General features: G+C 68.2%; 22 protein-coding genes. 8 read left to right on the top strand and 14 right to left on the bottom strand.

What is annotated here, in order from left to right; all coding sequences use genetic code 11:
• Positions 1–40 precede the first annotated feature (40 nt).
• Positions 41–1675 carry an EAL domain-containing protein gene (locus IM543_13610; GenBank protein QOY92650.1) on the top strand — a complete coding sequence of 545 codons (1635 nt, stop codon included), beginning with the start codon at positions 41–43 and terminating at the stop codon, positions 1673–1675.
• Here IM543_13610 and IM543_13605 read toward each other — a convergent pair.
• The 10 genes from IM543_13605 to IM543_13560 form a co-directional block, all read right to left on the bottom strand.
• Positions 1672–1947: a hypothetical protein gene (locus tag IM543_13605; protein ID QOY92649.1), complete on the bottom strand. Its 276-nt coding sequence runs from the start codon at positions 1945–1947 to the stop codon at positions 1672–1674. The genes IM543_13610 and IM543_13605 overlap by 4 nt on opposite strands.
• A 41-nt stretch (positions 1948–1988) precedes the next feature.
• Positions 1989–3896, bottom strand: a complete 1908-nt coding sequence (locus tag IM543_13600) for a CocE/NonD family hydrolase (GenBank protein QOY92648.1) — start codon at positions 3894–3896, stop codon at positions 1989–1991.
• 198 nt (positions 3897–4094) lie between these two features.
• A complete protein-coding gene (locus IM543_13595) occupies positions 4095–5483 on the bottom strand; it encodes an amino acid permease (GenBank protein ID QOY92647.1) in 1389 nt (462 codons plus the stop codon).
• Between the two features lie 302 nt (positions 5484–5785).
• Positions 5786–6151 carry a hypothetical protein gene (locus tag IM543_13590; GenBank protein ID QOY92646.1) on the bottom strand — a complete coding sequence of 122 codons (366 nt, stop codon included), beginning with the start codon at positions 6149–6151 and terminating at the stop codon, positions 5786–5788.
• 248 nt (positions 6152–6399) lie between these two features.
• Positions 6400–6810, bottom strand: a complete 411-nt coding sequence (locus IM543_13585; GenBank protein QOY92645.1) for a YjbQ family protein — start codon at positions 6808–6810, stop codon at positions 6400–6402.
• A 43-nt stretch (positions 6811–6853) separates the two neighbouring features.
• Positions 6854–9157, bottom strand: a complete 2304-nt coding sequence (locus IM543_13580) for an EAL domain-containing protein (GenBank protein QOY92644.1) — start codon at positions 9155–9157, stop codon at positions 6854–6856.
• Positions 9158–9304: 147 nt separating this feature from the next.
• Entirely contained in the window at positions 9305–10006 is a 702-nt protein-coding gene (locus IM543_13575; GenBank protein QOY92643.1) for an MBL fold metallo-hydrolase, read from the bottom strand.
• A gap of 76 nt (positions 10007–10082) precedes the next feature.
• Positions 10083–10889: a TlpA family protein disulfide reductase gene (locus IM543_13570; GenBank protein ID QOY92642.1), complete on the bottom strand. Its 807-nt coding sequence runs from the start codon at positions 10887–10889 to the stop codon at positions 10083–10085.
• A 57-nt stretch (positions 10890–10946) separates the two neighbouring features.
• Positions 10947–12272, bottom strand: a complete 1326-nt coding sequence (locus tag IM543_13565; protein ID QOY96677.1) for an HlyC/CorC family transporter — start codon at positions 12270–12272, stop codon at positions 10947–10949.
• A gap of 143 nt (positions 12273–12415) precedes the next feature.
• The gene (locus tag IM543_13560; protein ID QOY92641.1) at positions 12416–13735 is read right to left on the bottom strand and encodes a homogentisate 1,2-dioxygenase; all 1320 of its coding nucleotides are present in this window, start codon (positions 13733–13735) and stop codon (positions 12416–12418) included.
• A gap of 153 nt (positions 13736–13888) precedes the next feature.
• On the opposite strand from IM543_13560, the gene IM543_13555 reads away from it, so the two are divergent.
• From IM543_13555 to IM543_13540, 4 genes are all read left to right on the top strand, one after another.
• The gene (locus IM543_13555; protein ID QOY92640.1) at positions 13889–14794 is read left to right on the top strand and encodes a LysR family transcriptional regulator; all 906 of its coding nucleotides are present in this window, start codon (positions 13889–13891) and stop codon (positions 14792–14794) included.
• Positions 14795–14899: 105 nt separating this feature from the next.
• Positions 14900–15988: a 4-hydroxyphenylpyruvate dioxygenase gene (hppD, locus tag IM543_13550; protein ID QOY92639.1), complete on the top strand. Its 1089-nt coding sequence runs from the start codon at positions 14900–14902 to the stop codon at positions 15986–15988.
• 89 nt (positions 15989–16077) lie between these two features.
• On the top strand, positions 16078–16443 hold the full coding sequence (locus tag IM543_13545; protein ID QOY92638.1) for a CidA/LrgA family protein: 366 nt from the start codon (positions 16078–16080) through the stop codon (positions 16441–16443).
• On the top strand, positions 16436–17182 hold the full coding sequence (locus tag IM543_13540; GenBank protein ID QOY92637.1) for an LrgB family protein: 747 nt from the start codon (positions 16436–16438) through the stop codon (positions 17180–17182). The genes IM543_13545 and IM543_13540 overlap by 8 nt, the downstream gene beginning before the upstream one ends.
• Before the next feature lie 118 nt (positions 17183–17300).
• On the opposite strand, the gene IM543_13535 is transcribed toward IM543_13540, so the two are convergent.
• Entirely contained in the window at positions 17301–17897 is a 597-nt protein-coding gene (locus IM543_13535) for a hemerythrin domain-containing protein (GenBank protein QOY92636.1), read from the bottom strand.
• A 379-nt stretch (positions 17898–18276) separates the two neighbouring features.
• On the opposite strand from IM543_13535, the gene IM543_13530 reads away from it, so the two are divergent.
• Positions 18277–19311: a manganese catalase family protein gene (locus IM543_13530; protein ID QOY92635.1), complete on the top strand. Its 1035-nt coding sequence runs from the start codon at positions 18277–18279 to the stop codon at positions 19309–19311.
• Between the two features lie 70 nt (positions 19312–19381).
• A complete protein-coding gene (locus IM543_13525; protein QOY92634.1) occupies positions 19382–20305 on the top strand; it encodes a ZIP family metal transporter in 924 nt (307 codons plus the stop codon).
• Here IM543_13525 and IM543_13520 read toward each other — a convergent pair.
• Together IM543_13520 and IM543_13515 are read right to left on the bottom strand one after the other, a co-directional pair.
• Positions 20302–21324, bottom strand: coding sequence for a CapA family protein (locus IM543_13520; protein ID QOY92633.1), 1023 nt, complete (start codon positions 21322–21324; stop codon positions 20302–20304). The genes IM543_13525 and IM543_13520 overlap by 4 nt on opposite strands.
• Positions 21321–21953 carry a dienelactone hydrolase family protein gene (locus IM543_13515; protein QOY92632.1) on the bottom strand — a complete coding sequence of 211 codons (633 nt, stop codon included), beginning with the start codon at positions 21951–21953 and terminating at the stop codon, positions 21321–21323. Before IM543_13515 ends, IM543_13520 begins: the two co-directional genes overlap by 4 nt.
• 129 nt (positions 21954–22082) lie before the next feature.
• Here IM543_13515 and IM543_13510 point away from each other — a divergent pair, with 129 nt between their 5' ends.
• Positions 22083–22679: a TetR/AcrR family transcriptional regulator gene (locus IM543_13510; GenBank protein QOY92631.1), complete on the top strand. Its 597-nt coding sequence runs from the start codon at positions 22083–22085 to the stop codon at positions 22677–22679.
• Positions 22680–22772: 93 nt separating this feature from the next.
• Here the strand turns inward: IM543_13510 and IM543_13505 are convergent, their stop codons facing one another.
• Positions 22773–22928 (bottom strand): hypothetical protein, encoded by a 156-nt coding sequence (locus IM543_13505; protein QOY92630.1) that lies wholly within the window; start codon positions 22926–22928, stop codon positions 22773–22775.
• Positions 22929–23027 lie beyond the last annotated feature (99 nt).

Raw genomic sequence — 23027 nt, 5'->3', positions numbered from 1 at the left:
GTCGTGCCCGCGATTGCGGGCCGCGCGCGGCGTCTGTAGTATGGGACTCGCGCCGCACCCCGTTCATGCCCGTTCGCAGGGAATCATAAAAAAAACCGCCATCGTTCTGCTGACCCTGCTGGTTGCGATCGCCGGTATCGGGCTGCCGATCTGGCTCGCGGTCGAAGAGGCCGGGCGCCAGGCGCTCAGGGCGGAAAGCGCCCATGCGCTGGGCTATGCGCGCGACGTGGTGCTTCGCGCCGACGAGACCGGCAGGCAGGTGCAGGCCGCCGCGCGCCGGCTGGCGCCCTATCGCAAGGCGCCGTGCGCCGCCAAGGCCACCGCGCTGATGCGCGAGATCGACCTCGCATCGAGCTATGTGCAGGCGGTCGGCCATGTCAGCGGCAATCGCATGCCGTGCTCATCGATCGGCGGTGCGATGCACGGCATCGCGCTGGGCCCGCCCACCTACCGGAACCGGGCCGGCGCCGTGGTCCGCACCGACGTGCGCTTCCCCTTCGCACCGCAACAAAGTTTCCTTGTCGTGCAATACGACAGTTTCGCCGTGATCCTGCATGCGCAGCTGCCGATCGATACCGCCAAGAGCGAGCCGGACGTGTCGCTGGCGGTGCTGGCGCTGGATTCGAGGGCAACGGTGAGCGTGCGCGGACTGGTCGACCCCGCCTGGCTGGAGCGCCTGGGCGAGCAGCCCGAAGTGGTGTTCGTCGACCGCGATCACGTGGTCGCCGTGGTGCGCTCGTCGGCTTTCAGGGCGGCCGGGGTGGCCGCGGTGCCGCTGCACTACCTGCGCGGGCGTTCGCAGGAAGTGGCCACGCGCCTGGTGCCGGTCGGACTGGTGACCGGCGTCGTGCTGGTCCTGGCCATCGTGTATCTGGCGCGCATGCAAATGGCCTTGCCGTATGCCGTCAAGGTGGCGCTGCGGCGCAAGGAATTCTTCATGGAATACCAGCCGATCGTCGACCTGCGCAGCGGCCGCTGGATCGGGGTCGAGGCGCTGGTGCGCTGGCGCCGTCCCACCGGCGAGCTCTTGATGCCGGACATGTTCATCCCGATTGCCGAGGAGAACACGCTGATCGTCAAACTGACCCAGCAGGTGCTGGACAGGGTCTGCGAGGATGCCGGCGCCTTCCTCAAGTCGCACCCGGACTTCCACATCGGCATCAACGTGGCGCCGGCGGACTTCCATTCGCCCGACTTCCACGACAGCCTGCGGCGCGCGCTGGTCCACACGGGCGCCCAGCCCGGCAACCTGCTGCTGGAAGTGACCGAGCGCGGCCTGCTCGACCCGGTGGTCGCCCGCGAAACCTCGGGTTTGCTGCGGCGCCATGGCTTCGCGATCGCGATCGACGATTTCGGTACCGGCTACTCGAGCCTGTCCTACCTGGAATCGCTCGAACTCGACTACCTGAAGATCGACCGCAGCTTCATCGAGGCGATCGGCACCGGCGCGCCGACCAGCCAGGTGGTCGGCCACATCATCGGCATGGCGCGCGACCTCGGCCTGCGCATGATCGCCGAAGGGGTGGAAACCCCGGCCCAGGCGGAGTTCCTGAGCAAGCACGGGGTGCAGTACGGGCAGGGCTGGCTGTTCGGGCGGCCCAAGCCCTTCGCCGAGATCGTGCGCCGGATGGACGAGATGGCGGAGGACGAAGCCGCCGCCCAGGCCACCGGCTAGGCGGGCGGCGCACGGTTCAGGCCGCGACCGTCGAGGTGCCGTAGCGCTTGGCCTTGCTTTCCTGCACCAAAGACCACCAGCACGATCCAGCCGATCAGCGGCACCAGGGTCGCCAGGTTGAACAGCACCGCGAGGTTCTCGCTGAACCAGCCGAGTACCAGGGCGACGACCACCAGGAACAGCCAGAACCACCGGTACTCGGAGCGCGGCGCGGTGCCGTCGAAGCTGGCGTACTTGCGCAAGCAGGTCGAGACCGATTCGGTAAAGCGCATGGGATCCCCGTCGGCTGGCGCCGCCCCGCCAGCCTGTCGCTTCAGCGCACCACCGGCAGTTCGATGTAGCTCTGGTTGCCGGCATCGTGGTGCAGCGCGTTGTCCGCCACCACGCCCGTCTTCTCGCTCTCGTTCGGCCCGCCCGTGTTGAGGTTGCGCACGAACTTCGGGAAGTTCGAGGAGGTCACCTCGACCCGGATGCGGTGGCCGGCGCCGAACTGGAGCGCGGTGGCGATCGGGGTCGGCCGGATCGTCACCACTTCACCGGGACTGAGCATGGCCGGCTGGTCGAAACCGTTGCGGTAACGGGCGCGGAAGATCGTGTCGCCGATGATCCAGGCGGTGCCGTCGGGCGCGACATCGACCAGCTTCACGGCGAAGTCGGTGTCTTTCGCGTTCGACGAGACCTTCAGCACGGCATCCACGAAACCGGCCACGCTGAGCGGCTTGGGCAGCGGATCGCTGGTGTAGACCAGCACGTCTTGCCTGGCCTCGACCGGGCGCTGGTCGAAGGCGCCGGGCACCACGATGCCGCCGTTGCAGCAGTCGCCGCCGCCGAGGGTCGGCACCGGATTCATCGGATCGTAGCGGTAGCGGTCGGCCTGCTCGCCGGCAGCCGGGGCCTGGGGCAGCAGGCGGCCGTCGCCGAACAGCGAATTGGCGCGGCCACCCGAGCGCAGGTAGAGGCGCATCGGCTGGGCCTTGGCCGGCGGCCACTGCTCGGCGCTGCGCCAGCGGTTGGCGCCCATCTCGAAATAGCGCACGTGCGGCGTATCGGCCGGGAAGGCCTTGGGCTGGTCTTTCAGCCAGCGGTCGAACCAGCCGTAGATGGCGCCGTCGACGTCGAAACTGGTGTCGCCCATGGCGCGCTCGCCGACCGTGGTGTCCGGGCCGAGCCGGGCGTACTGGCAGTGCGGCACCGGCGCGACCACGGCGTACTGGTTGGCGCTGGCTTCCTTGTCGGTGCCCGCCGCGCGGGCATGATTGAACAACTCCAGGTTCGGGCCGATCGACACGTCATACCAGCTGTTGAACCACAGCGCCGGCACGCCCCAGCCCATGCCCTCGTGGTACAGGCCGCCCTGGCGCCAGGCCGGATCGGCCGGGCTGCGCTGGATGAGCTGCTCGAAGGTGCCCGCCGGTTCGCCCAGCGAGGACAGCAGCCCGTCCACCGGCAGGTGCTTGATCTGCTTGTTCCAGTCGACCTTCGGCTTGGCCGGATCGAGGTCGTTGTAGGCCTCGATGCGCGCGCGCAGCTTGTCGTCGGTGATCGAGGCCGGCAGCTGGGCGCGCAGCGGGTTGTCGACGCCGTACAGCCACACGAAGAACAGGTTGCGCGGCACGCCGCCGGTGTACCAGTTGCCCTGCTCCTGGAAGCGGCCGACCTTGCCGATGCCGGCGCCGGAGGCCATCGGCACCATCGCCGCGTGCGCCGGGTGGTTCAGGCCGGCCAGGGCCAGCTGCCATTCGGCCGACGAGGAGCAGCCGAGGGTGCCGACCTTGCCGTTCGACCAGGGCTGTTCGGCGATCCAGCTGAGGGTGTCGTAGCCGTCGGCCTGCGGCTTGCCCAGGATTTCCCATTTGCCTTCCGAGAAATAACGTCCGCGTTCGTTCTGGACGATGAACACGTAGCCGCGCTTGACCGATTCGAGCACGTAGCGCAGGGTGCCGCCCTTGAGCTTGCCCTCGTTGTAAGGGGTCTTCCACAGGATGACCGGCAGCTTGCCGCTGGCGTTCTTCGGCAGGTAGATGTCGGTGGAGAGCTTGACGCCGTCGCGCATGGGCACCATGACGCTCGGGCGCGCGGTGGCGATGCGCGCCAGTTCCTTGTCCAGGGCTTCCTGGCTGTACTTGGCGTAATCCTGGGCAGTGGCGAAGCGCGTGGCGTCGGCGGCGATCAGGGACACTGCGAGGGCGACGGTGGTGAGACTGGCGACGATCTTCTTCAAGCTGGCTCCTTCGGCTCATGGTGGTCAAGGGCCGGGCGGCGGATCGCCGGCCGGGCAAGCGTATGGGCACGGCGGGCGCCGGATCGACGCCTGCCTTCCCATGCCGCTGGAATAGTACTTTATCAACAGCTTGCCTGTTGAGCTAGCGCAACACGAGAATTCGGACCGCCAGGCATGAAACCCCGGCCGGATGTCGCTTTATGGCGTCTTTACGGCGCCGGGCGCGGCAGGGCCGGTTGCGGCCACATTGCGCTGCCGCAGCCAATAGCCGAAGGCCAGCAGCGCCAGCCAGGCCGGAATCAGCCACACCGACATCCGCAGGCCCGGCGTCAGGTACATCACCACCACGATGCCGAGCAGGAAGGCCATGCACAGGTAATTGGTGAGCGGGAAGATCGGGCTCGGGAAGGCGGTCGCCTGGCCGGCTGCCCGCTTGGCGCGGCGAAAGCGCAGGTGGCTCCAGCACACCATGCCCCAGTTGATCACCAGGGCGGCCACGGCCAGGCCCATCAGCATGCCGAAGGCCGACTTCGGCAAGAAGTAATTGATGCAGATGCAGATGCCGGTGGCCACCGCCGACACGCCCAGCGCGGCCAGCGGCACGCCGCGGCGCGAGACGGCGAGCAGGGCGCGCGGCGCGTTGCCCTGTTCGGCCAGGCCGAACAGCATGCGGCTGTTGGCGTAGACGCAGCCGTTGTAGACCGACAGCGCGGCGGTCAGCACCACCAGGTTGAGCACATTGGCAACCAGCTTGCTGTCCAGGGCCGCGAAGATCAGCACGAAGGGGCTGCCGCCCAGGACGACCTTCTGCCACGGGTAGAGCATCAGGAGCACGGCCAGCGCGCCGACGTAGAAGATGGCGATGCGCCAGATGGCCTGGTTGACGGCGCGCGGGATGGTGTAGCCCGGGTTGTCGGCTTCGGCCGCGGTGATGCCAATCATTTCCAGGCCGCCGAAGGAGAACATGATCACCGCCATCGACAGCGCCAGCCCGGCGAACCCGTTCGGGAAGAAGCCGCCGTGCTGCCACAGATTGGCCACGCCGGCCTGCGGCCCGGCGGTGTCGCTGATCAGGAGGTAGCAGCCGAACACGATCATGCCGACCACGGCCGCCACCTTGATGATCGCGAACCAGAATTCGAGCTCGCCGAAGGTTTTCACGTTGAGCAGGCTGAGCAGGTTGACGACGACGAAGAAACCCAGCGCCGAGACCCAGGTCGGGATCTCCGGGAACCAGTACTGGACGTAGATGCCGAGCGCGGACAGCTCGGCCATGCTGACGAGGATGTACATCACCCAGTAGTTCCAGCCCGAGACGAAGCCGGTCATCGGGCCGCAATACTTGCTGGCGAAATAGCCGAACGAGCCGGCCACGGGTTCGTCGACGATCATCTCGCCGAGCTGGCGCATGATCAGGAAGGCGACCAGGCCGGCAATCGCATAGCCGAGCAGGGCGGAGGGGCCGGCCTGCTGGATGGTCTGGGCCACGCCCAGGAACAGTCCGGTGCCGATCGCGCCGCCGAGGGCGATCAGCTGGATGTGGCGGTTTTTCAGTCCGCGTTTGAGTTGGTGCTTGGCGTCGTCCATCGTCGGCCCTAAGGTGATTGCTAAAGTTGCCTTAAAGCCAGCGATTCTACTGCAAGGAAGGCGCGCCGGGCGAAACTTCGCCGGCGCCCGTCCCGGGGGTTCAGAAGCGGCGGTAGCCGCGGCGCCCCATCGGATAGCGTTGCGCCATCTTGCCGCCGAATTTCTTCCAGAGCAGGCCTGCAAGGGCCATCATGATCATCTTGCGCATACTGTCCTCCGTTCGTGATGGTGAAAGGCTGGCCGCGCGGCGCGCGGCATCGCGTTCACCATAGCAAAAACCGGCCGTGTATGGCGCAGCAATGTCAGCCGGGCATCATGAGGAAGGAGAATGCGCCCGCGCCGGTAGCGCCCAGCAGCATCACCACGAAGACCGACATGCGCGCGAGCGAACCCAGCCGGTTGCCGCGGGGCCGGCTGCGCAGCAGGTAGAGCGTAATGCCGAGCGGCGACAGGCCCACCACGGCCGAATTCATCCAGCGCGAGCGCCGGAACAGGCGCGCCTCGCTGTCGAGGCGATACCAGTAGTAGGGCAGGAAGTGCAGCAGGAAGCCGGACAGCAGCGCCCACCAGGCGGGCATGCGCATATGGGCGGCGCCGTACAGGGCAAGGGCCAGGCCGCAGGCAAACATGAGCGCCAGCAGCGCGCACAAGGTATTCTTGGGTGTCATCAGCTTGTAACCAGAAGCAAGGATGCGAGAATACCATCGCGGCGGGGCCGGAAAATTCAACAAATCTCACCAGCGGCCCATATTCTGCTGCCGGTCCCCGGTGCGGTTCGCTGACTTGTTGGCTGCGCCGGCATGCGACGGGCGGAAATGGGGGGGCCGTTTCCGCTGCGCCACGCAGGTGCAGCGTCACGGCCTGCATGCAGTGTAGGGAAATGCGCGCCGGCGGTCCGCCCCCACGGCGGGGGGAATCAGAGCACGGTCACCACCACCCGCCGCCGGTACGGGGCGCTGCGGTGTTCGTAGAGGTAGATGCCCTGCCAGGTGCCGAGCAGCAGGCGGCCGTCGGCCACCGGCACGCTCAGCCCGGCGCCGGTGAGCATGGTGCGCACGTGGGCGGCCATGTCGTCCGGCCCTTCGGCATCGTGGCGGTTGGCCGGGTCGCCGTCCGGCGCCAGCCGGCGCAGCACGGTCTCGAGGTCGCGCCGCACGTCCGGGTCGGCGTTCTCGGTAATCAGGAGCGAACAGCTGGTGTGCTGGGCGAACACGTGCGCCAGGCCGCAGCGCGGCGCGCATCCGCGCACCACGGCGGCGACCGCATCGGTGATGTCGTGCGTGCCGCGTCCCGCGGTGGCAATCTCGAGGATGGCCTGGTGCGCCATGGCGTGCTCCCGTGCTGGTATGGTCTGGCGCAGCTTAGCAGAATCAGGCCGGGGCGCGTCCGTCCGCCGCGCGCGCCAGCGTGGCCAGGACCTCGTCGAGCGGCGCCGGCCGCGAGAACAGGAAGCCCTGCATGCAGGGTCCGCCCTGCGCGGCCAGGTACTGGGCCTGTTGCGCGGTCTCGATGCCCTCGGCCACCACGCGGATGCCAAGGTGCTCGGCCATCGACAGGATCGACTGCACGATCGCGGTGCCGTTGACGTCGTTGGGCGTGTCGCGGATGAAGCTCTTGTCGATCTTGAGCTCGTACAGCGGCATCTTGCGCAGGTAGGCCAGGTTCGAGTAACCGGTGCCGAAGTCGTCCACCGAGAAGCGGATGCCGAGCGTGGTGAGCGCGTGCATGCGGGCGATGGTCTGCTCCTGGTCTTCCATCAGCAGGCCTTCGGTGACCTCGAACACCAGCTGCCCGCCCGGCACGCCGGTGTCGTTCAGCGCCGCGCGCACCTCGTCGACGAAGTCCGGCTGGCGGAACTGCACCGGGCTGACGTTGATCGACAGCGGCAAGGCATGGCCGGCCGCTTGCAGGCGCAGCCAGGCCTCGCAGGCCTGGCGCAGCACCCAGTTGCCGAGCGGGACGATCAGGCCGCTGGCTTCGGCGATCGGAATGAACACCTCCGGCGGCACCAGGATGCCGTCGGCGCGGTGCCAGCGCATCAGGAGCTCGGCGCCGCTCGGGCGCTGGTTCTGGTCGACCTGCAGCTGCAGGTGCATCGCCAGCTCGCCCTTCTCGAGCGCCATGGCGAGGTCGCGCTCGAGCGTGAGCTTCTGCTCGGCCTCGGCCAGCATCGTGGTCTCGAACAGCGCCACGCCATTGCGGCCGGCGGCCTTGGCCTCGTACATCGCGACGTCGGCCTCGCGCAGCAGGTCGTTCCCGGTCAGGCCGGCGCGCAATGGCAGCGCGACGCCGACGCTGCCGGTCGAGCGGTACAACTGCTCGTCGATCGCGACGTCCTCGCCGAGGGCGGCGAGCACCTTGTGGGCGACCTTGACCGCCGCTTCGGTCGCGGCGTCGGGTTCGTGGCCGAGGTCCTGCAGCAGGATCACGAACTCGTCGCCGCCCAGGCGCGCCACGGTGTCGCGCGCGCGCACCGCCGACACCAGGCGCTCGGCGACGCTGCGCAGCAGTGCGTCGCCGGTGGCGTGCCCGCGCGCGTCGTTGACATGCTTGAAGTTGTCCAGGTCGATGAACAGCACGGCGCCCAGCGCGCCGCCGGCCTGGCAGCCCGCGACCAGCGCGTCCAGGCGCTCGCTCAGCAGGCGGCGGTTGGGCAGGCCGGTGAGCACGTCGTAGAAGGCGAGATGGTGGATCGCCCGGGCCGAATTGCGGCGCTCGGTGATGTCGCGCCCCACCACGACCCAGTGCGTGTTGCGGCCGTCCTCGCTGGCGAAGGGCACCATCTCCATCTCCACCCAGTAGGGATCGCCGCCCTTGGTGTAGTTCAGCAGCTCGGACTTGACCGCCTCGTTGCGCGCAACCGCCCACAGGATGCGCGAGACCTCGTCAGGATCGGTCTCCGGCCCGTGCAGCAGGCGCATGCTTTGCCCGATGATCTCGGCGCGCTGGTAGCCGGTGCGGCGCTCGAACGCCTCGTTGGCGAAGATGATCGGCTGGTGCGCTCCGGGCGCATCCACCGCGCGCGCGATCAGGACCATGTCGTTCAGGCGCGCGACCGCGGCCGAGGTCAGGCGCAGCTCGGCGTTCAGTTCGTGCAGGCGGGCCTGCTTGTTCTCGAGGGAGTCGGCAAAGCCCTGCATCTCACCCATGGTGGTGGTCAAGCCCTTGACCAGGGCGCCGCAGGTGATGGTGATGACGGCGCCGACGCACAGGTAGTTGAGGGTCACCACCAGCGACGCGAGCAGCGGGTGGTCGAGGCCCGCGACGAACAGCTTGGCGTGGCCGGCCAGCCCGAGGCCCAGGATCGTGGCGCCGCTCAGGGCGAGCGCGCCCAAGGCTTGGCGGGTGCCCAGGAACACCACCGCCAGCACGGGTGGCGCCATCAGGAAGATCTGGCTGACCGGCCCGACAGCCAGCATCAGGCCCACCCCCACCAGGAACAGGACCGCGAGGAAGTTCAGCACCCGCAGCGTGTACGGCAGCCGGTCGAACCACCAGATGGCGCAGATCCAGCCCAGCGCCACCGTGTCCATCAGCGCGATCGGCCACATGCCGTCGGCCACGGCCAGCAGGATGCTGGGAATTGCCGCGACCGTGCCGACGATCAGGACGATCGACATCAGCTTCGAAAAGATGCGGGCGCGCCAGTGCGCTAGTTGGTGGAACTGTGTCATGCGGCTGCCGAGAGACTCCTCTTGCGATGTTGCTTTCGAGTACTATAAATTGCCCAAAGGAAAAATTGTACCGGAATGCGCCGGGAGCGTCATGCGGGCGTTTCGAGGCTTCCCACTAAAAGAACAGCGCGCGCGCCTGCGCGCCGCTCACACGCTGTGCGCCAGGCCGAGCATGCGATTGGCCGGCACCGCCACGTCCATCAGCTTCGGGCGCGGCAGGTCGAGCGCGGCCATCAGCGCGACGAACTCGGCGCGCGAACGCTGCGCCAGGCGCGCATTGTGGCGCTTTTCCCAGCCGATGGTGGAGACCGACTGGCCCCGGTAGTCGTGACCGGGCCAGACCCGGGTCGCGTCGTCCAGCGCGAACAGCTTGCGGGTGACGCTGTCGTAGAGCGCGGCGGCGCAGCCGCCCTGGAAATCGGTGCGCCCGCAGCCGTCCACCAGCAGGGTGTCGCCGCTGAACAGGTTGCCGCGCCACAGGTAGCACATGCTGCCGGCGGTGTGGCCGGGGGTGTGGATCACGGCGATGTGCTCGCGCCATCCGAATGGAATCAGGTCGCCGTCCTGCAGCTGCACTTCGGCCGGCGGGATGCCGCAGCCGCTCGGCACGCAGGCCTTGGCGCCGGTCAGGGCGCGCAGCCGGCCGGCCGAGGTGACGTGATCGGCGTGGGCATGGGTCTCCAGCACGTGGGTGAGGGTCAGTCCGAGGCGTTCGATGTGGGCCAGGTCGCGCTGCCAGTGGCGGTCGACCGGGTCGATGATCACCGCGTCGGCGCTGTCCGGAGCGGACAGGATGTAGGTAAAGGTCGAGGACTCGGCGTCGAACAGCTGGATCGGATTGACTTGCATTGGCTCTCCTGTGTGCGGCGCATGTTGTACCACAGCTTGCCCGCGGGGGGAAGCGCAAGGGGGAGGCGGGCGAAAACTAACGGGGCAATTGCGCCAGCTTCTCGGCGAGGCTCGCTTCCGACAGCTCGCCCACGTGCCGCAAGCGCAGCGTCCCGCGCGCGTCGTAGAACAGGGTGGTCGGGAAGCCCGGCGACCCGGTGCGCTTGGACAGTTGTCCGGCGGCGTCGAGCACCACATTGTCCATCCGCAGTCCCTGCGACTGCATGTAGGCGCGCACCGCCGCCGCCGATTCGCCCTGGTTGACGAACACGAAGCCGACATCCGGCCTGGCGGCCTGCATCCTGCCCAGCGCCGGCATCTCGCGCCGGCATGGCGGGCACCAGGTGGCCCACAGGTTGACCACCAGCGGCCTGCCGACGAAGCCGCGCAGGGGCAGTTCGGCGCCGTCGAGAGCGCGCACCTGCAGCGCCGGCAGCGGCGCATGCGCCGGCGCGAAGGCCTGCAGCATCAGGGTGCCGCCCAGCCAGAGCGCGATGCCGGCCAGGCTGGCGGCCAGCAGCGGCCGCCGCAGGGCCGCATGGCGGCGGGTCAGCTCGGCGCCCACCACGCAGGCGACCAGCAGCCCGGCGCCGGCGTCGAAGCCGCCGTCCCGGAAGTCGAAGGCGGTCCAGGGGCGCTCGGCGAACAGCGCGTGGTGGCGCAGCACGAACACGGCGCGCGCGGCCACGAAGCCGGCCAGGATCATCTTCCACAGCACGGCGCCGGGATCGATGCCGCGCCGCCGGCGGAACCATTCGGCCAGCAGGGTGGCCGCCAGGATCGCGGCCAGGACCAGCAGCACCCGGGTGGGAAAGACCAGCGGGCCGAGTGTGACGACATCCATCGTGCGTTTCTCCTTGTTGAGTTGGCACGACGATAACGCACGCGGCTTAACAGAAGATTAATCGCGCTCCGGCTCGGCCTGCGCCACTTCGTAGCGCGACACCAGGATGCGGTCGATGCGGTTGCCGTCCATGTCCATGACCTCGAAGCGGAAGCCTTGCCACTCGACCGCGTCGGACGGCTTGGGGATGTAGCCCAGCTGGTACAGCAGGAAGCCGGCCAGCGTATGGTAGGCGCCTTCGACCTCGCCGGGGAAGCCGAGTCCGGTCTCGAGCAGGTCGCGGAAGCGGTCGAGCGACACGCCGCCGTCCAGCAGCCAGCTGCCGTCGGGACGCTGCACGGCATCGACGTCGTGGTCTTCGCCGGCCACGGTGACGTCGCCCACCAGCGCGCTCATCACGTCGCTCAGGGTGACCATGCCCTGGATGTCGCCGTATTCGTCGACGATCAGGGCCAATTCGGCGCGGTGTTTCTTGAACATCTCGAGCAGGGCCATGGCGCTCACGGTCTCCGGCACGTACAGCAGTTCCTGCACCGCGCCTTCGAGGTCGACCGTGTCCACCGAGCCGGTGCGCACCGCCTGGGCCAGCAGGTCGCGCGCCATCACGTAGCCGACGATGTGCGAGCGGTCGCCGCGGCACACCGGATAGCGGCTGTAGCGGCTGGCGGCGATGGTCTCGAGGTTGCCGGCGCGGTTTTCCTCGAGGTCGATGATGACCAGGTCGACCCGCGGCGTCATCAGCGATTTCAGGTGCTGGTCGTCCAGGCGCAGGGCGCGCTGGACGATGTCGTACTCGGTCTTCTCGAACACGCCGGTGTCGGCGCCTTCCTTGATGATGCCGGCGATGTCTTCCTCGGTCGGGGCTTCTTCCTTGACCTGATGGATGCCGAGCAGGCGCACGATGGCGTTCGTGACCAGCGACAGGAAGGCGACGAAGGGCGACATCAGCTTCGAGAGCAGGCGCAGCGGCGGCGCGATCAGGATCGCCATCGCTTCCGGATAGCGCATCGCGATCCGCTTCGGGACCAGTTCGCCGAAGATGATCGAGGCGACGGTGATCGAGGCGACCACCAGGCCGGTGGCGGTTTCTTGCGCGTAGGGCGCGACCCAGGGGATGGTCTGGAGTTCGGCGGTCAGGCTGCTGGCGAGCGAGGCCTCGCCGAAGGCGCCGTTGAAGATGCCGATGATGGTGATGCCGATCTGGACCGTGGAGAGGAAGTTGCTGGGGTCGTCGGCCAGCTTGAGCGCCGCGCGCGCGCCGCGGCTGCCTTCTTCGGCGCGCCGTTCGAGGCGCAGGTGCTTGGCCGAGACCAGTGCCAACTCGCTCATGGCGAACACTCCGTTCATCAGTATGAGGAAGGAGATGATCAATATGTCGGTCAGCACTGGCGCGGGGCCTTTCGTCGGACGATCCGGGCCGCGACCGGGCGCACCGGGAGCGGCGCACGCCACATCATCGCATGCCGCCCCCGGTTTTCGCCACACGAATTATCAGCATGGCACGTTTCCGGGGAAGCGCCCTTGGCTCAGGGCGTCGGCCGGAAATGCTTGCCGATACCCGCCCAGCATTGCTGGTAGTCGGCCTGCAGCTGGGGCGAGGACAGGGCCTGGGCCGTCGGTACGATCACGTTGCGGGTCTCGAACATGAAGGCCATGGTGTCCGCCACCTTGTGCGGCCGGCCGGTGTCGGCGCTGCTGGCCTTGTCGAAGGTGGCGGCGTCGGGTCCGTGCCCGCTCATGCAGTTGTGCAGGCTGGCGCCGCCCGGCACGAAGCCGTCGGCCTTGGCGTCGTAGGCGCCGTGGATCAGCCCCATGAATTCGCTGGCCACGTTGCGGTGGAACCAGGGCGGGCGGAAGGTGTCTTCGCCCACCAGCCAGCGCGGCGGGAAGATCACGAAGTCGAGCGTGTCCACGCCCGGGGTGTCGCTGGGCGACTGCAGCACCAGGAAGATCGAGGGATCCGGGTGGTCGTAGCTGATCGAGCCGATGGTGTTGAAGTGGCGCAGGTCGTACTTGTAGGGCGCGTAGTTGCCGTGCCAGGCGACCACGTCGAGCGGCGAATGGCCGATCGGTGCGCGCCACAGGCCGCCGCAGAACTTGGTGACCAGTTCGAAGTCGCCCTCGAGGTCCTCGTAGCGCGCGCTCGGGCTCAGGAAGTCGCGCGGGTTGGCCAGGCCGTTCGAGCCGATCGGACCCATGTCGGGCAGTTGCAGGAGGGCGCCGAAATTCTCGCAGATGTAGCCGCGCGCCGCGCCGTCCGGCAAGCTGACCTGGAAACGCAGGCCGCGCGGAATCACCGCGATCTCCTGCGGTTCGATCTCGATCAGCCCGAGTTCGGTGGCGATCGCCAGCCGGCCCTGCTGCGGCACCACCAGCAGCTCGCCGTCGGCATTGTAGAAGTAGCGGCCGTCCATGTCGCGGTTGGCGGCGTACAGGTGGATCGCGCAGCCGTTCATGGCTTCCGGCGAACCGTTGCCGGCCATGGTGACCCAGCCGTCGATGAAATCGGTCGGCGCGTCCGGCATCGGTAGCGGGCTCCAACGCAGCTGGTTGGGCGGGGCCGGGGTGTCGAAGCGCGACACGATGCGGCCCGCGTCGATCGGCGTGAAGCTGCCGTGCACCGCCGCGGGGCGAATCCGGTACAGCCAGGAGCGGCGGTTGTGGCTGCGCGGCGCGGTGAAGGCGGTGCCGGACAGCTGCTCGGCATACAGGCCGTAGGCCACGCGCTGGGGCGAATTGCGGTGCTGCGGCAGGGCGCCGGGCAGGGCTTCGGTGGCGAATTCGTTGCCGAAGCCGCTCATGTAGGCGCCGGGGGGAGCGGATGCGCGGTCGACGGAAAAGGACATGGGGTTCTCCTGGCGAGGGGACACGAATGGGAATCGCCGCCACTGTAGAAGAATTCAGCATGTTTTACGAGATGAATAGAAAAATGTAGACTATTCACCACCTAAATATTGCTATTCTCGCGCCCGCGCCGGGCCGACAATGCAGCCCACGCCATGATCGAACCGCACACCATCGACCTGAACCTGCTGTCGGTATTCCAGGAAGTCTACCGGGAGCGCCAGATTTCCTCGGCCGCGCGCAGGCTGGGATTGAGCCAGTCGGCAGTGAGCAACGCGCTGGCGCGCCTGCGCCGCGCGTTCGGCGACGAACTGTTCGTGCGCACCGCCAGCGGCATGCAGCCGACGCCGCTGGCCACGCAGATGGCCGAACCGATCGGCGTGGCGATGGCCCAGGTGGCCCTCGCGCTGAACCAGCGCAGCCGCTTCGACCCGGCCACCAGCACCCGCCGCTTCGTGCTGGCGATGACGGACGTGGGCGAGATCTACTTCATGCCGGCGCTGATCGAGCGCTGCCGTGTGCTGGCGCCGCAGGTCGAGATCAGCTCGGTGCGCGCCGGCGCGCTGGCGCTGAAAGAGGAAATGGAAGGCGGGCGGGTCGACCTGGCGGTGGGGCCGTTCGAGGACATCTCGGAAGCGCTGTACCAGCGCCAGTTGTTCCGCCAGCCCTATGTGACGATGATGCGCAAGGGGCACCCCCTGGCCAGGGGCGAGATGAGCCTGGCGCGCTTCGTGAAGGCCGAGCACATGCTGGTCGATGCGAGCGAAAGCCCGTACGACCGCATCAACGCGCTGCTGGCGCGGGCCGGGGTCGGACCGTCGGTGCGCTTCCGGGTGCCGCACTTCACGGCGGTGCCCTACATGGTGGCGACCTCCGACCTGGTGGTCACGGTGCCGCAGAAGCTGGCGGAGCGGGCCGCGACGCCGTTCGGCCTGGAATGGATCGTGCCGCCGCTCGAGTTGCCGTCGCTGCAGACCAACGTGTTCTGGCACCGGCGCTATGGCCAGGACCCGGGCAACCAGTGGCTGCGCGGCCTGCTGGCCGAGGTATTCGCGGAATGAATGCGCGGAATGAATGTGCTGAACGAATGTGCCGCATGAGCGGCTTTGAACATCCGCGGCCGTGCAGACGGCTGCTCACCAACGACATCTGGAAGGAAGAGAAAAATGGCAGACCTGTTTGAGAACCCCATGGGCCTGATGGGCTTCGAGTTCGTCGAGTTCGCGTCGCCCACCCCGGGCGTGCTGGAGCCGGTCTTCGAAGCGCTCGGCTTCACCAAGGTGGCGGTGCACCGCTCGAAGGCGGTGAGCCTGTACCGCCAGGGCGGCATCAACTTCATCATCAACAACGAGCCGAAGAGCTACGCCGCCTACTTCGCCGCCGAACACGGCCCCTCGGCCTGCGGCATGGCCTTCCGCGTCAAGGACGCGCACAAGGCCTACGCGCGCGCGCTGGAACTGGGCGCGCAGGCGGTCGAGATCCCGACCGGCCCGATGGAATTGCGCCTGCCCGCCATCAAGGGCATCGGCGGCGCGCCGCTGTACCTGATCGACCGCTTCGAAGAGGGCAAGTCGATCTATGACATCGACTTCGAATTCCTGGAGGGCGTGGACCGCCATCCGGCCGGCCAGGGCCTGAAGATCATCGACCACCTGACCCACAACGTCTACCGGGGCCGCATGAGCTTCTGGGCCAATTTCTACGAAAAGCTGTTCAACTTCCGCGAGATCCGCTACTTCGACATCAAGGGCGAGTACACCGGCCTGACCTCGAAGGCGCTGACCGCGCCGGACGGCATGATCCGCATTCCGCTCAACGAGGAAGGCAAGCAGGGCGGCGGCCAGATCGAGGAATTCCTGATGAAGTTCAACGGCGAAGGCATCCAGCACATCGCGCTCCTGAGCGAAGACCTGATCAAGACGGTGGACGGCCTGCGCGCGGCCGGCGTGCCCCTGATGAGCGCGCCGCCCGCGACCTATTACGAAATGCTCGAAGAGCGCGTGCCGGGCCACGGCGAAAACCCCGAGGAACTCAAGGCGCGCGGCCTGCTGCTGGACGGCAGCGTGGTCGACGGCAGGCCGCGCCTGCTGCTGCAGATCTTCTCGGAGACCCAGCTCGGACCGGTGTTCTTCGAGTTCATCCAGCGCAAGGGCGACGACGGTTTCGGCGAAGGCAACTTCAAGGCGTTGTTCGAGTCGATCGAGCGCGACCAGGTGCGCCGCGGCGCGATTGCCGGGGCCACCGCGGAGGCCTGAAACCGGGACCGGCGGGCCCGACCGCTGGCAAGGCGGCGCACGCCGCCGCCCGATTTGCTATCCTGAGCGCTTTATTCTCGAAGCGCTCCATGCTCGCCGCCTTTACCATCCTGCTGCTGTTCCAGTGCCTCGGCGAAGGCCTGGTGTTCCTGCTGGCGCTTCCGATTCCCGGTCCGGTGGCGGGCATGCTGCTCCTGATGGCCGCCCTGCTGGCCTGGCCGCGCCTGCAGCAATCTGTCGAGGAGGCGGCCAACACCCTGCTGGCCCACCTGTCGCTGCTCTTCGTTCCGGCCGGCGTCGGCATCGTGGCCACCGCCGCCAGCGGCAGCGGCCACTGGCTGGCGATCCTGGTGTCGCTGGTCGCCAGCACCCTACTGACGCTCGCGCTCACCGGCCTGCTGCTGCGGCGGCTGGGAGAAGGGGGCGCTGACGCAGGAGGGGCCGGCGATGCCTGAGCCGGCCCAATTCGGGGATTTCGGCCGCTTCTGGGTCTACCTGTCGGCTTCGCCGCTGCTGGGGCTGACCATGACCCTGTGCGCCTACCTGGCCGCCCACCGCATCGCGCGCCTGTGCAAGGGCGCGCCGCTGGCCAATCCGGTGGCGATCTCGATCGCCCTGGTCGCGGCGGCCTTGCTGCTCTCCGGCATGTCCTACCAGCGCTATTTTGCCGGCGCCCAGTTCGTCCACTTCCTGCTCGGCCCGGCCACGGTGGCCCTGGCCCTGCCGCTGGTGCGCCAGCTGCCGCGCCTGCGCCGTGCTTTCCTGCCGCTGGCCTGCGCACTGCTGCTCGGCTGTGTCACGGCCATCGTGTCGAGTGTCGCGATCGCGCTCCTGATGGGCGCCGGCCCGGTGCTGGCCGCCACCCTGGGCCCGAAGTCGGCGACCTCGCCGATCGCCATGGCGGTGTCGGAACGCCTGGGCGGCATTCCGGCCCTGACCGCGGCGATGGTGATCGGCACCGGCATCTTCGGCGCGATTGCCGGCCCCTGGCTGTTCGACCGGTTGCGCATCGCCTCGCCGGCGGCGCGCGGCTTCGCGCTGGGCCTGGCCGCGCACGGCATCGGCACCGCGCGCGCCTTCCAGTCGGGCGCCGAGATGGGTGCGTTTGCGGGCCTGGCGATGGGATTGAACGGGGCGCTGACCGCGCTGCTCGCGCCCTGGCTGGTGCCGGTGCTGGTGCGCTGGCTTGCTTGAGGAGATTGCCGGCGGAGGGCGCATTGCGCGATCCGCCGCTTTTTCGCGCCGCCGATGGCGTGCCTGCGGCGAAGCCGGCCGCAGCATGCCGCGGCCGGGGAGGGGGGGCAAGGCGGCCTCAGGCCGGGTTGGACTTCCAGGTCTTCTTCGGACCGAAGGCCTTGGCCGCGAACACGGCGCTGGCCAGGCCGACCACCAGGGCCGCGCCGCTGCCGCCGAAGCCGACCGCATGTTCCTTGGCCAGCTTGCCGGCCTTCGGCCCCACCAGTTCCAGGCGGCGACGGGTCATCCTGGCGCCCAGCTCCGAGAGCATCTCGCGGCTCAGCTTGGCCTCGGCATGCGGCAGCAGGGTGGTTTCCTCGTCGGCCACGTGGTGCATCACGTCGCGCATCAGTTCCATCACCAGCTTGTCGTGGCGCGGATCGGCGCCGCTGGTGCGGCGCAGTTCGGCGATCAGGCGGCGCATCTCCATGTGCTCCGGCTCGGCCTTGTGCATGAACGGCTCGCCGGCGTCGCGCTCGCGCATCACCGGGTAGAAAATCTCTTCCTCGAGCGTCGCGTGGATTTCCAGCGCGTCGCAGATGGTGTCGGCCAGCGCCTTCTTCACGCGCGCCGGCTTGTCCCTCTCGTACTGGTGGAAGGTCACCATCACGTGCGAATGGTCGAAGCGGATCATGTTGGTGATCGTCGGGCTCAGCTTATTCAGGTTAAACATCGTTACCCCCTTTGTGGTCATGTATTCAACATGGTAGTTCGTCAACATAGTAGTTAGTCAACATGGTAGTGCGGCGCCGCTCGTCTTTACTGTAGGAGTACGCGCCGCGCGAATGTCGGTGTGAATCGCTGGGCGGGGCGTGTCCAGGCCGTCGCACGGCGGCGGCAGCCGAAAAACGGCCTGCGAAACCCTGAATTTATCAATTCCAATATTTCCATCAAGTTTGTGTATGTCGCCGCAGTCCTACACAAGCGCGCGCGAACACCTGATCCACACTGCCGTGCCACCCTGCCAACATGAGATACACGCGTTGCCGGTCGTGGCCGGCATCACCCGAAGGCGCTGCTACGGCGCCGATACTCATCATCGGAGGACGTCCATGTTTGCACATAACAAACGCCTGCAATACACAGTCCGCGTCAGCGAGCCGAATCCGGCCCTGGCCAACCTCATGCTGGAGCAATTCGGCGGCCCGCAGGGTGAACTGGCCGCAGCGATGCGCTACTTCACGCAGGCGGTATCGGAAGACGACCCGGGCCGCAAGGACATGCTGTTCGACATCGCCACCGAGGAACTGAGCCACCTCGAAGTGATCGGGCACATCGTCGCCATGCTCAACAAGGGCGCCAAGGGCCGCCTGGCCGAGGCCGTCGACAGCGAAGCCGACCTGTTCAAGTCCATCACCGGGGCGGGCAACGACAGTCACCTGACCCAGGTGCTGTACGGCGGCGGCACCCCGCTGGTGAACTCGGCCGGCGTGCCCTGGACCGCGGCCTACATCGACTCGATCACCGAGCCGACCGCCGACCTGCGCTCGAACATCGCGGCCGAGGCGCGCGCGAAGATCGTGTACGAGCGCCTGATTGCGCTGACCGACGACCCGGGCGTGAAGGAAGCGTTGGGCTTCCTGATGACGCGTGAGGTGGCGCACCAGAAGTCCTTCGAGAAGGCGCTGTATGCCATCGAGCCGAACTTCCCGCCGGGCAAAATGCCGGCCGACCCGCGCTTCGCCAGCGTGTACTACAACATGTCGCAGGGCGAGGGCGAGATGCGCGGCCCCTGGAACCAGGGCGCCGACTGGGACTTCGTCACCGACCGCGAGAAGCAGATGGCGGTGGACGGCGGCTCGGGCGAGGCCGAGGTGGCGCTGCCCAGCGGCGACATCGACGTGCTCAAGCAGATGGCGATGCGCACCATGTCCGACCCGATGTCCTCGCCGCGCACCGGCGCCGAACTCGGTATGAGCATGCAGTCGGCCGGCGGTGGTACGATGGCGGGACAGTCCGGCACCGCGTCCGGCAGCGCGATGGGTAGCGCCGAGCTGGGCTCGAAGGGCGGGCAGCTCGACGACACCGGCATGAGCAAGCCGCAGGACAAAGGCACGGCCAAGGGCATGAAGGCGATGAAGAAGTAGCCCCCCGCGGCATGCCGGCGACTGCCCCCCAGGGGCGGCCGACGGCATGCCGCATACGTTCGGGTATTGCATGGACTCTCACACATCCAAGACGCACGATAAGCGGCTGCTCGCGGCCCGCGGCCTGCTGCGCGCACTGACGCTGCGGCATGTCGTCGGCTTCCTCATCTGCGGCGTCGGCTGCATCCTGTTGCTGGGCAGCCTGGCCGAGCAGGTCATGAACGCGGACCCCAAGATGCACCGTGCCCTGCTGGGCGGCGCCACCGCCGCGGCCGCCACCGCGCTGGGCACCTTGCCGGTCCTGTTCGCACAGAATTTCTCCAAGCGCACTTACGATTGCTTCCTGGGGTTCGGCGCCGGCGTGATGCTCGGCGCCACCGCGTTCTCGCTCGTCATCCCAGCCATTGCCGCCGCCAAGGGCGCCGGTTCGGGCAACTGGGAGGCCAGCCTGATGGCCGGCGCCGGGATCATGGCCGGCGCCGGCGCCATCCTGCTCCTGACCCGCGCCGTGCACTCGGAAGCGATCCTCGAGCAGGGCGACGCCGGCATCTCGCTGCGGCGCGCCTGGCTGTTCGTGTGGGCCGTGGCGCTGCACAACCTCCCGGAAGGCATGGCGATCGGCGTCGGCTACGCCGGTATCGACATCGAGAAGGCGAATGCGCTCACCACCGGTATTTCGATCCAGGACGTGCCGGAAGGCCTGGTGGTGGCCCTGGCGCTGCGCACGGTCGGCTATGGCCGCCTGACTTCGGTCGGGCTGGGGATCGTCTCCGGCCTGATCGAGCCGGTGGCGGCCGCCTTCGGCGTGGCCCTGATCGGTATCGCGGCCGGCTTCCTGCCGTTTGCGCTGGCGGCGGCGGGTGGGGCGATGCTGTTCGTGATCGTCAACGACGTGATCCCCGAATACCGCCAGAACGGCAACGGCACCTTTGCCGGCATCGCGCTCGTGTTCGGCTTCATCCTGATGACGGTGCTCGATACGGCCCTGGCCTAGGCCTGGCCGGGCGCGATGCGCCAGGGTCCGCCGGCGGTGTCGATTCGCGTGCCCAGTTGGTCGCACAGGGCGCCCATCCGGCCGGCGGTCCAGCGCGCCTGATCCGGCGCGGCCGGCCGGGTGCGGCAGCGCGCGATGAAGATCGGGTGCAGCAAGATGGCGCCGAGCCGGCCCGCCGCCAGTTCCAGCTCGAACAGCAATTGATGGTCGTTGCGAAAGGCCGGATCGACGGCGTAGTCGTCGACCAGGTCGCCTACGGCGTACAGGATCGGGAAGCCCCGGTAGAGCTCGATGCCCTGGAACACATGGGCGCTGTGGCCGAATACGATCTTCCAGCCCATGTCGACGGCGCCACGCGCCAGGCGGCGAAACCTCGGCCGCGGCTGCCATACCATGTTCGGCCCCCAGTGCAGCGACAGGATCGGCCAGTCGGCCCCGGCCTCGCGCAGCGCCGCGAGCGCCTGCGCGAACGCGGCCAGCGCTGCCGGCTCATCGTGCAGGTCGAGCCAGGCGATGCCGGGATGGCCTGGCGCGGCGGCAAAATCCGCCTGGTGATCGCAGAAGGCGGCCATGCCGATGCGCACGCCCCTGCAGTCGACCAGCGCCGGCCGCCGCGCGGCAGCGATACCGTCGCCGGCACCGGCACCGGCGTGCGCGATGCCATGCCGCTCGAGCGCGGCCAGCGTATCGTGCAGGCCCTCCACGCCGAAATCGAGCACATGGTTGTTGGCCAGGCTGGCCAGCCGGATCCCGGCGCCGGCCAGCGTCTGGGCCGCCTCGGGCGGGGCGCCGAAATAAAAGGCTTTCGGGGCCCCGCTCCAGTGTCGCGAGCGCCGCGTGAGCGCGCATTCGAGATTGGCGATGACGAGATCCGGCGCTTCGAGCAGGCCGCCCAGCGCACCGAGCGGATAAGCTGGCCCGCAGCGCCGAATCCAGGTCGCCACGCCGCGCCCCAGCATGGCGTCGCCGGCCAGCAGCAGGCGCAGCGGCGCTGCGCGCGCGGTCGCGGTCACGGTCACGGTGCGACCAGGTGGCGCACGAACCAGTCGCAGGCGGCCTGCGCCACTTCCTCGAGCTTGCCGGCTTCCTCGAACAGGTGGGTGGCGCCGGGAACGACCAGCAGGCGCTTGTCGCAGCGCAGTGCAGCCAGCGCCTGGCGGTTCAGGTCGACGACCGCGCCATCGGCGCCGCCCACGGTCAAGAGGGTCGGCGCGATCACGGCCTTCAGGGCGTCGGCTCCGGCCAGGTCGGGCCGCCCGCCGCGCGACACCACCGCGGCGATGCCCGAGCCGTCGCGCGCCGCCAGTTGCAGCGCCGCGGCGGCGCCGGTGCTGGCGCCGAACAGGCCGAGCGGGAGCGGCTCGGTGCCCAGCCAGGCGGCCGCGAGCGCCAGGCGCGCCGTCAGCAGGGGAATGTCGAAGCGCTTGCCGGCATCGCGGTCCTCGTCGGGACCTAGCAGGTCGATCAGCAGGGTGGCGATGCCGGCTTCGCGCAGCCGGGCAGCCACCAGCTTGTTGCGCGGACTGTGGCGGCTGCTGCCGCTGCCATGGGCGAACAGTACCACGCCGATCGGTGTGGCCGGCAGTTCGAGCATGCCTTCGAGAAGCGCCGCCCCGGCGGCGATCCTGGCGGGTTCCCTGCGCGTCATGAATGCTCCTCCTCGACCTCGGTCTCCGCTTTTGACCGGCGTGCGCCCGGAAGATTCACGCGGCGATAAGGCTTGACGAGAAAAATATGATCATCGTAATATGACCTGCATCATATTCAGGGGTCCATCATGTCCGCATCGGCCAAGTCCAGCAAGCGCGAGCAGTCCCACCATCGCATCGTCGAGGCGGCCAGCCGGGCGGTGCGGCGCCATGGCTATGCCGGGGTCGGCGTGGCCGAGGTGATGAAGGAGGCCGGCCTGACCCACGGCGGCTTCTACGCCCATTTCGATTCGCGCGACGCCCTGCTGGTGGCGGCGATCGAGCACGCCGGCGCCATCAGCAGCGCGGAACTCGACGAGGGCATCGCCGCGCGCACGCGCGACACCGGCAGCGCCCTGCGGGCGCTGATCGAACTGTATCTGTCCGATGAGCAGCTCGCCGATCCGGAGCGCGGCTGCGTGGTCGGCGCGCTCGCCAGCGAGATGCCGCGCCAGGAAGAAGCGGTGCGCAATGCCTCGGCGCAGCGCGCCGACCGCCTGGTGCGCAGGGTGGCATCGGCCTTGCCCGAAGGCGCCGACCCGGCGCAGGCCGGGGTGATCGCCGGGGCGCTGGTGGGTAACCTGCAACTGGCCCGGATTCATGGCGATCGTGCCGAGGGCAGGGCGGCGCTGGCTGCCGCGCGCCAGGTCCTGGTGTCGCTGTTCGTGCCTTCCCGGCCGGAGTGAGGCCGGCGGATGGCGGCAGCGGCTGTCCATTCGATGAAAATAGGATACGAAGAATATGATTCAGATCATATGACGAGCATCATATGACGATCTTCATATGATGATTGTCATATCACGTGACCGAAGCGGTGGCGTCAGTGTGTCCAGCCCATCGCGCCATTTTTCGCGCAGGCGCAGCCGCGCCGAAGGCGTGCCGCTCAGGCAGCACGGGGAGTCGTGCGAACCATTTTTGAAGCTGGGTGTTTTCATGGCCGCTTCCTGTCGATGGAGACAGGTGTTCGACCAGGGGGGGGCTCAGCAGTTCCGGCCTCATCCATAGTGAGCGCTGACAGCACCACAAAGAAAACG

The sequence above is a fragment of the Massilia sp. UMI-21 genome (genome assembly GCA_015277795.1).
Classification (GTDB): Bacteria; Pseudomonadota; Gammaproteobacteria; order Burkholderiales; family Burkholderiaceae_D; genus Telluria.
Note: the sequence above shows the minus strand (reverse complement) of the source record. Positions and strands in the feature narration are given on the sequence as shown.

Coding starts and splice junctions, on each gene's coding strand:
- IM543_13610 (QOY92650.1), top strand. CDS start 41: ATGGGACTCGCGCCGCACCCCGTTCATGCCCGTTCGCAGGGAATCATA.
- IM543_13605 (QOY92649.1), bottom strand. CDS start 1,947: ATGCGCTTTACCGAATCGGTCTCGACCTGCTTGCGCAAGTACGCCAGC.
- IM543_13595 (QOY92647.1), bottom strand. CDS start 5,483: ATGGACGACGCCAAGCACCAACTCAAACGCGGACTGAAAAACCGCCAC.
- IM543_13590 (QOY92646.1), bottom strand. CDS start 6,151: ATGACACCCAAGAATACCTTGTGCGCGCTGCTGGCGCTCATGTTTGCC.
- IM543_13585 (QOY92645.1), bottom strand. CDS start 6,810: ATGGCGCACCAGGCCATCCTCGAGATTGCCACCGCGGGACGCGGCACG.
- IM543_13580 (QOY92644.1), bottom strand. CDS start 9,157: ATGACACAGTTCCACCAACTAGCGCACTGGCGCGCCCGCATCTTTTCG.
- IM543_13575 (QOY92643.1), bottom strand. CDS start 10,006: ATGCAAGTCAATCCGATCCAGCTGTTCGACGCCGAGTCCTCGACCTTT.
- IM543_13570 (QOY92642.1), bottom strand. CDS start 10,889: ATGGATGTCGTCACACTCGGCCCGCTGGTCTTTCCCACCCGGGTGCTG.
- IM543_13560 (QOY92641.1), bottom strand. CDS start 13,735: ATGTCCTTTTCCGTCGACCGCGCATCCGCTCCCCCCGGCGCCTACATG.
- IM543_13555 (QOY92640.1), top strand. CDS start 13,889: ATGATCGAACCGCACACCATCGACCTGAACCTGCTGTCGGTATTCCAG.
- hppD (QOY92639.1), top strand. CDS start 14,900: ATGGCAGACCTGTTTGAGAACCCCATGGGCCTGATGGGCTTCGAGTTC.
- IM543_13545 (QOY92638.1), top strand. CDS start 16,078: ATGCTCGCCGCCTTTACCATCCTGCTGCTGTTCCAGTGCCTCGGCGAA.
- IM543_13540 (QOY92637.1), top strand. CDS start 16,436: ATGCCTGAGCCGGCCCAATTCGGGGATTTCGGCCGCTTCTGGGTCTAC.
- IM543_13535 (QOY92636.1), bottom strand. CDS start 17,897: ATGTTTAACCTGAATAAGCTGAGCCCGACGATCACCAACATGATCCGC.
- IM543_13530 (QOY92635.1), top strand. CDS start 18,277: ATGTTTGCACATAACAAACGCCTGCAATACACAGTCCGCGTCAGCGAG.
- IM543_13525 (QOY92634.1), top strand. CDS start 19,382: ATGGACTCTCACACATCCAAGACGCACGATAAGCGGCTGCTCGCGGCC.
- IM543_13515 (QOY92632.1), bottom strand. CDS start 21,953: ATGACGCGCAGGGAACCCGCCAGGATCGCCGCCGGGGCGGCGCTTCTC.
- IM543_13510 (QOY92631.1), top strand. CDS start 22,083: ATGTCCGCATCGGCCAAGTCCAGCAAGCGCGAGCAGTCCCACCATCGC.
- IM543_13505 (QOY92630.1), bottom strand. CDS start 22,928: ATGAAAACACCCAGCTTCAAAAATGGTTCGCACGACTCCCCGTGCTGC.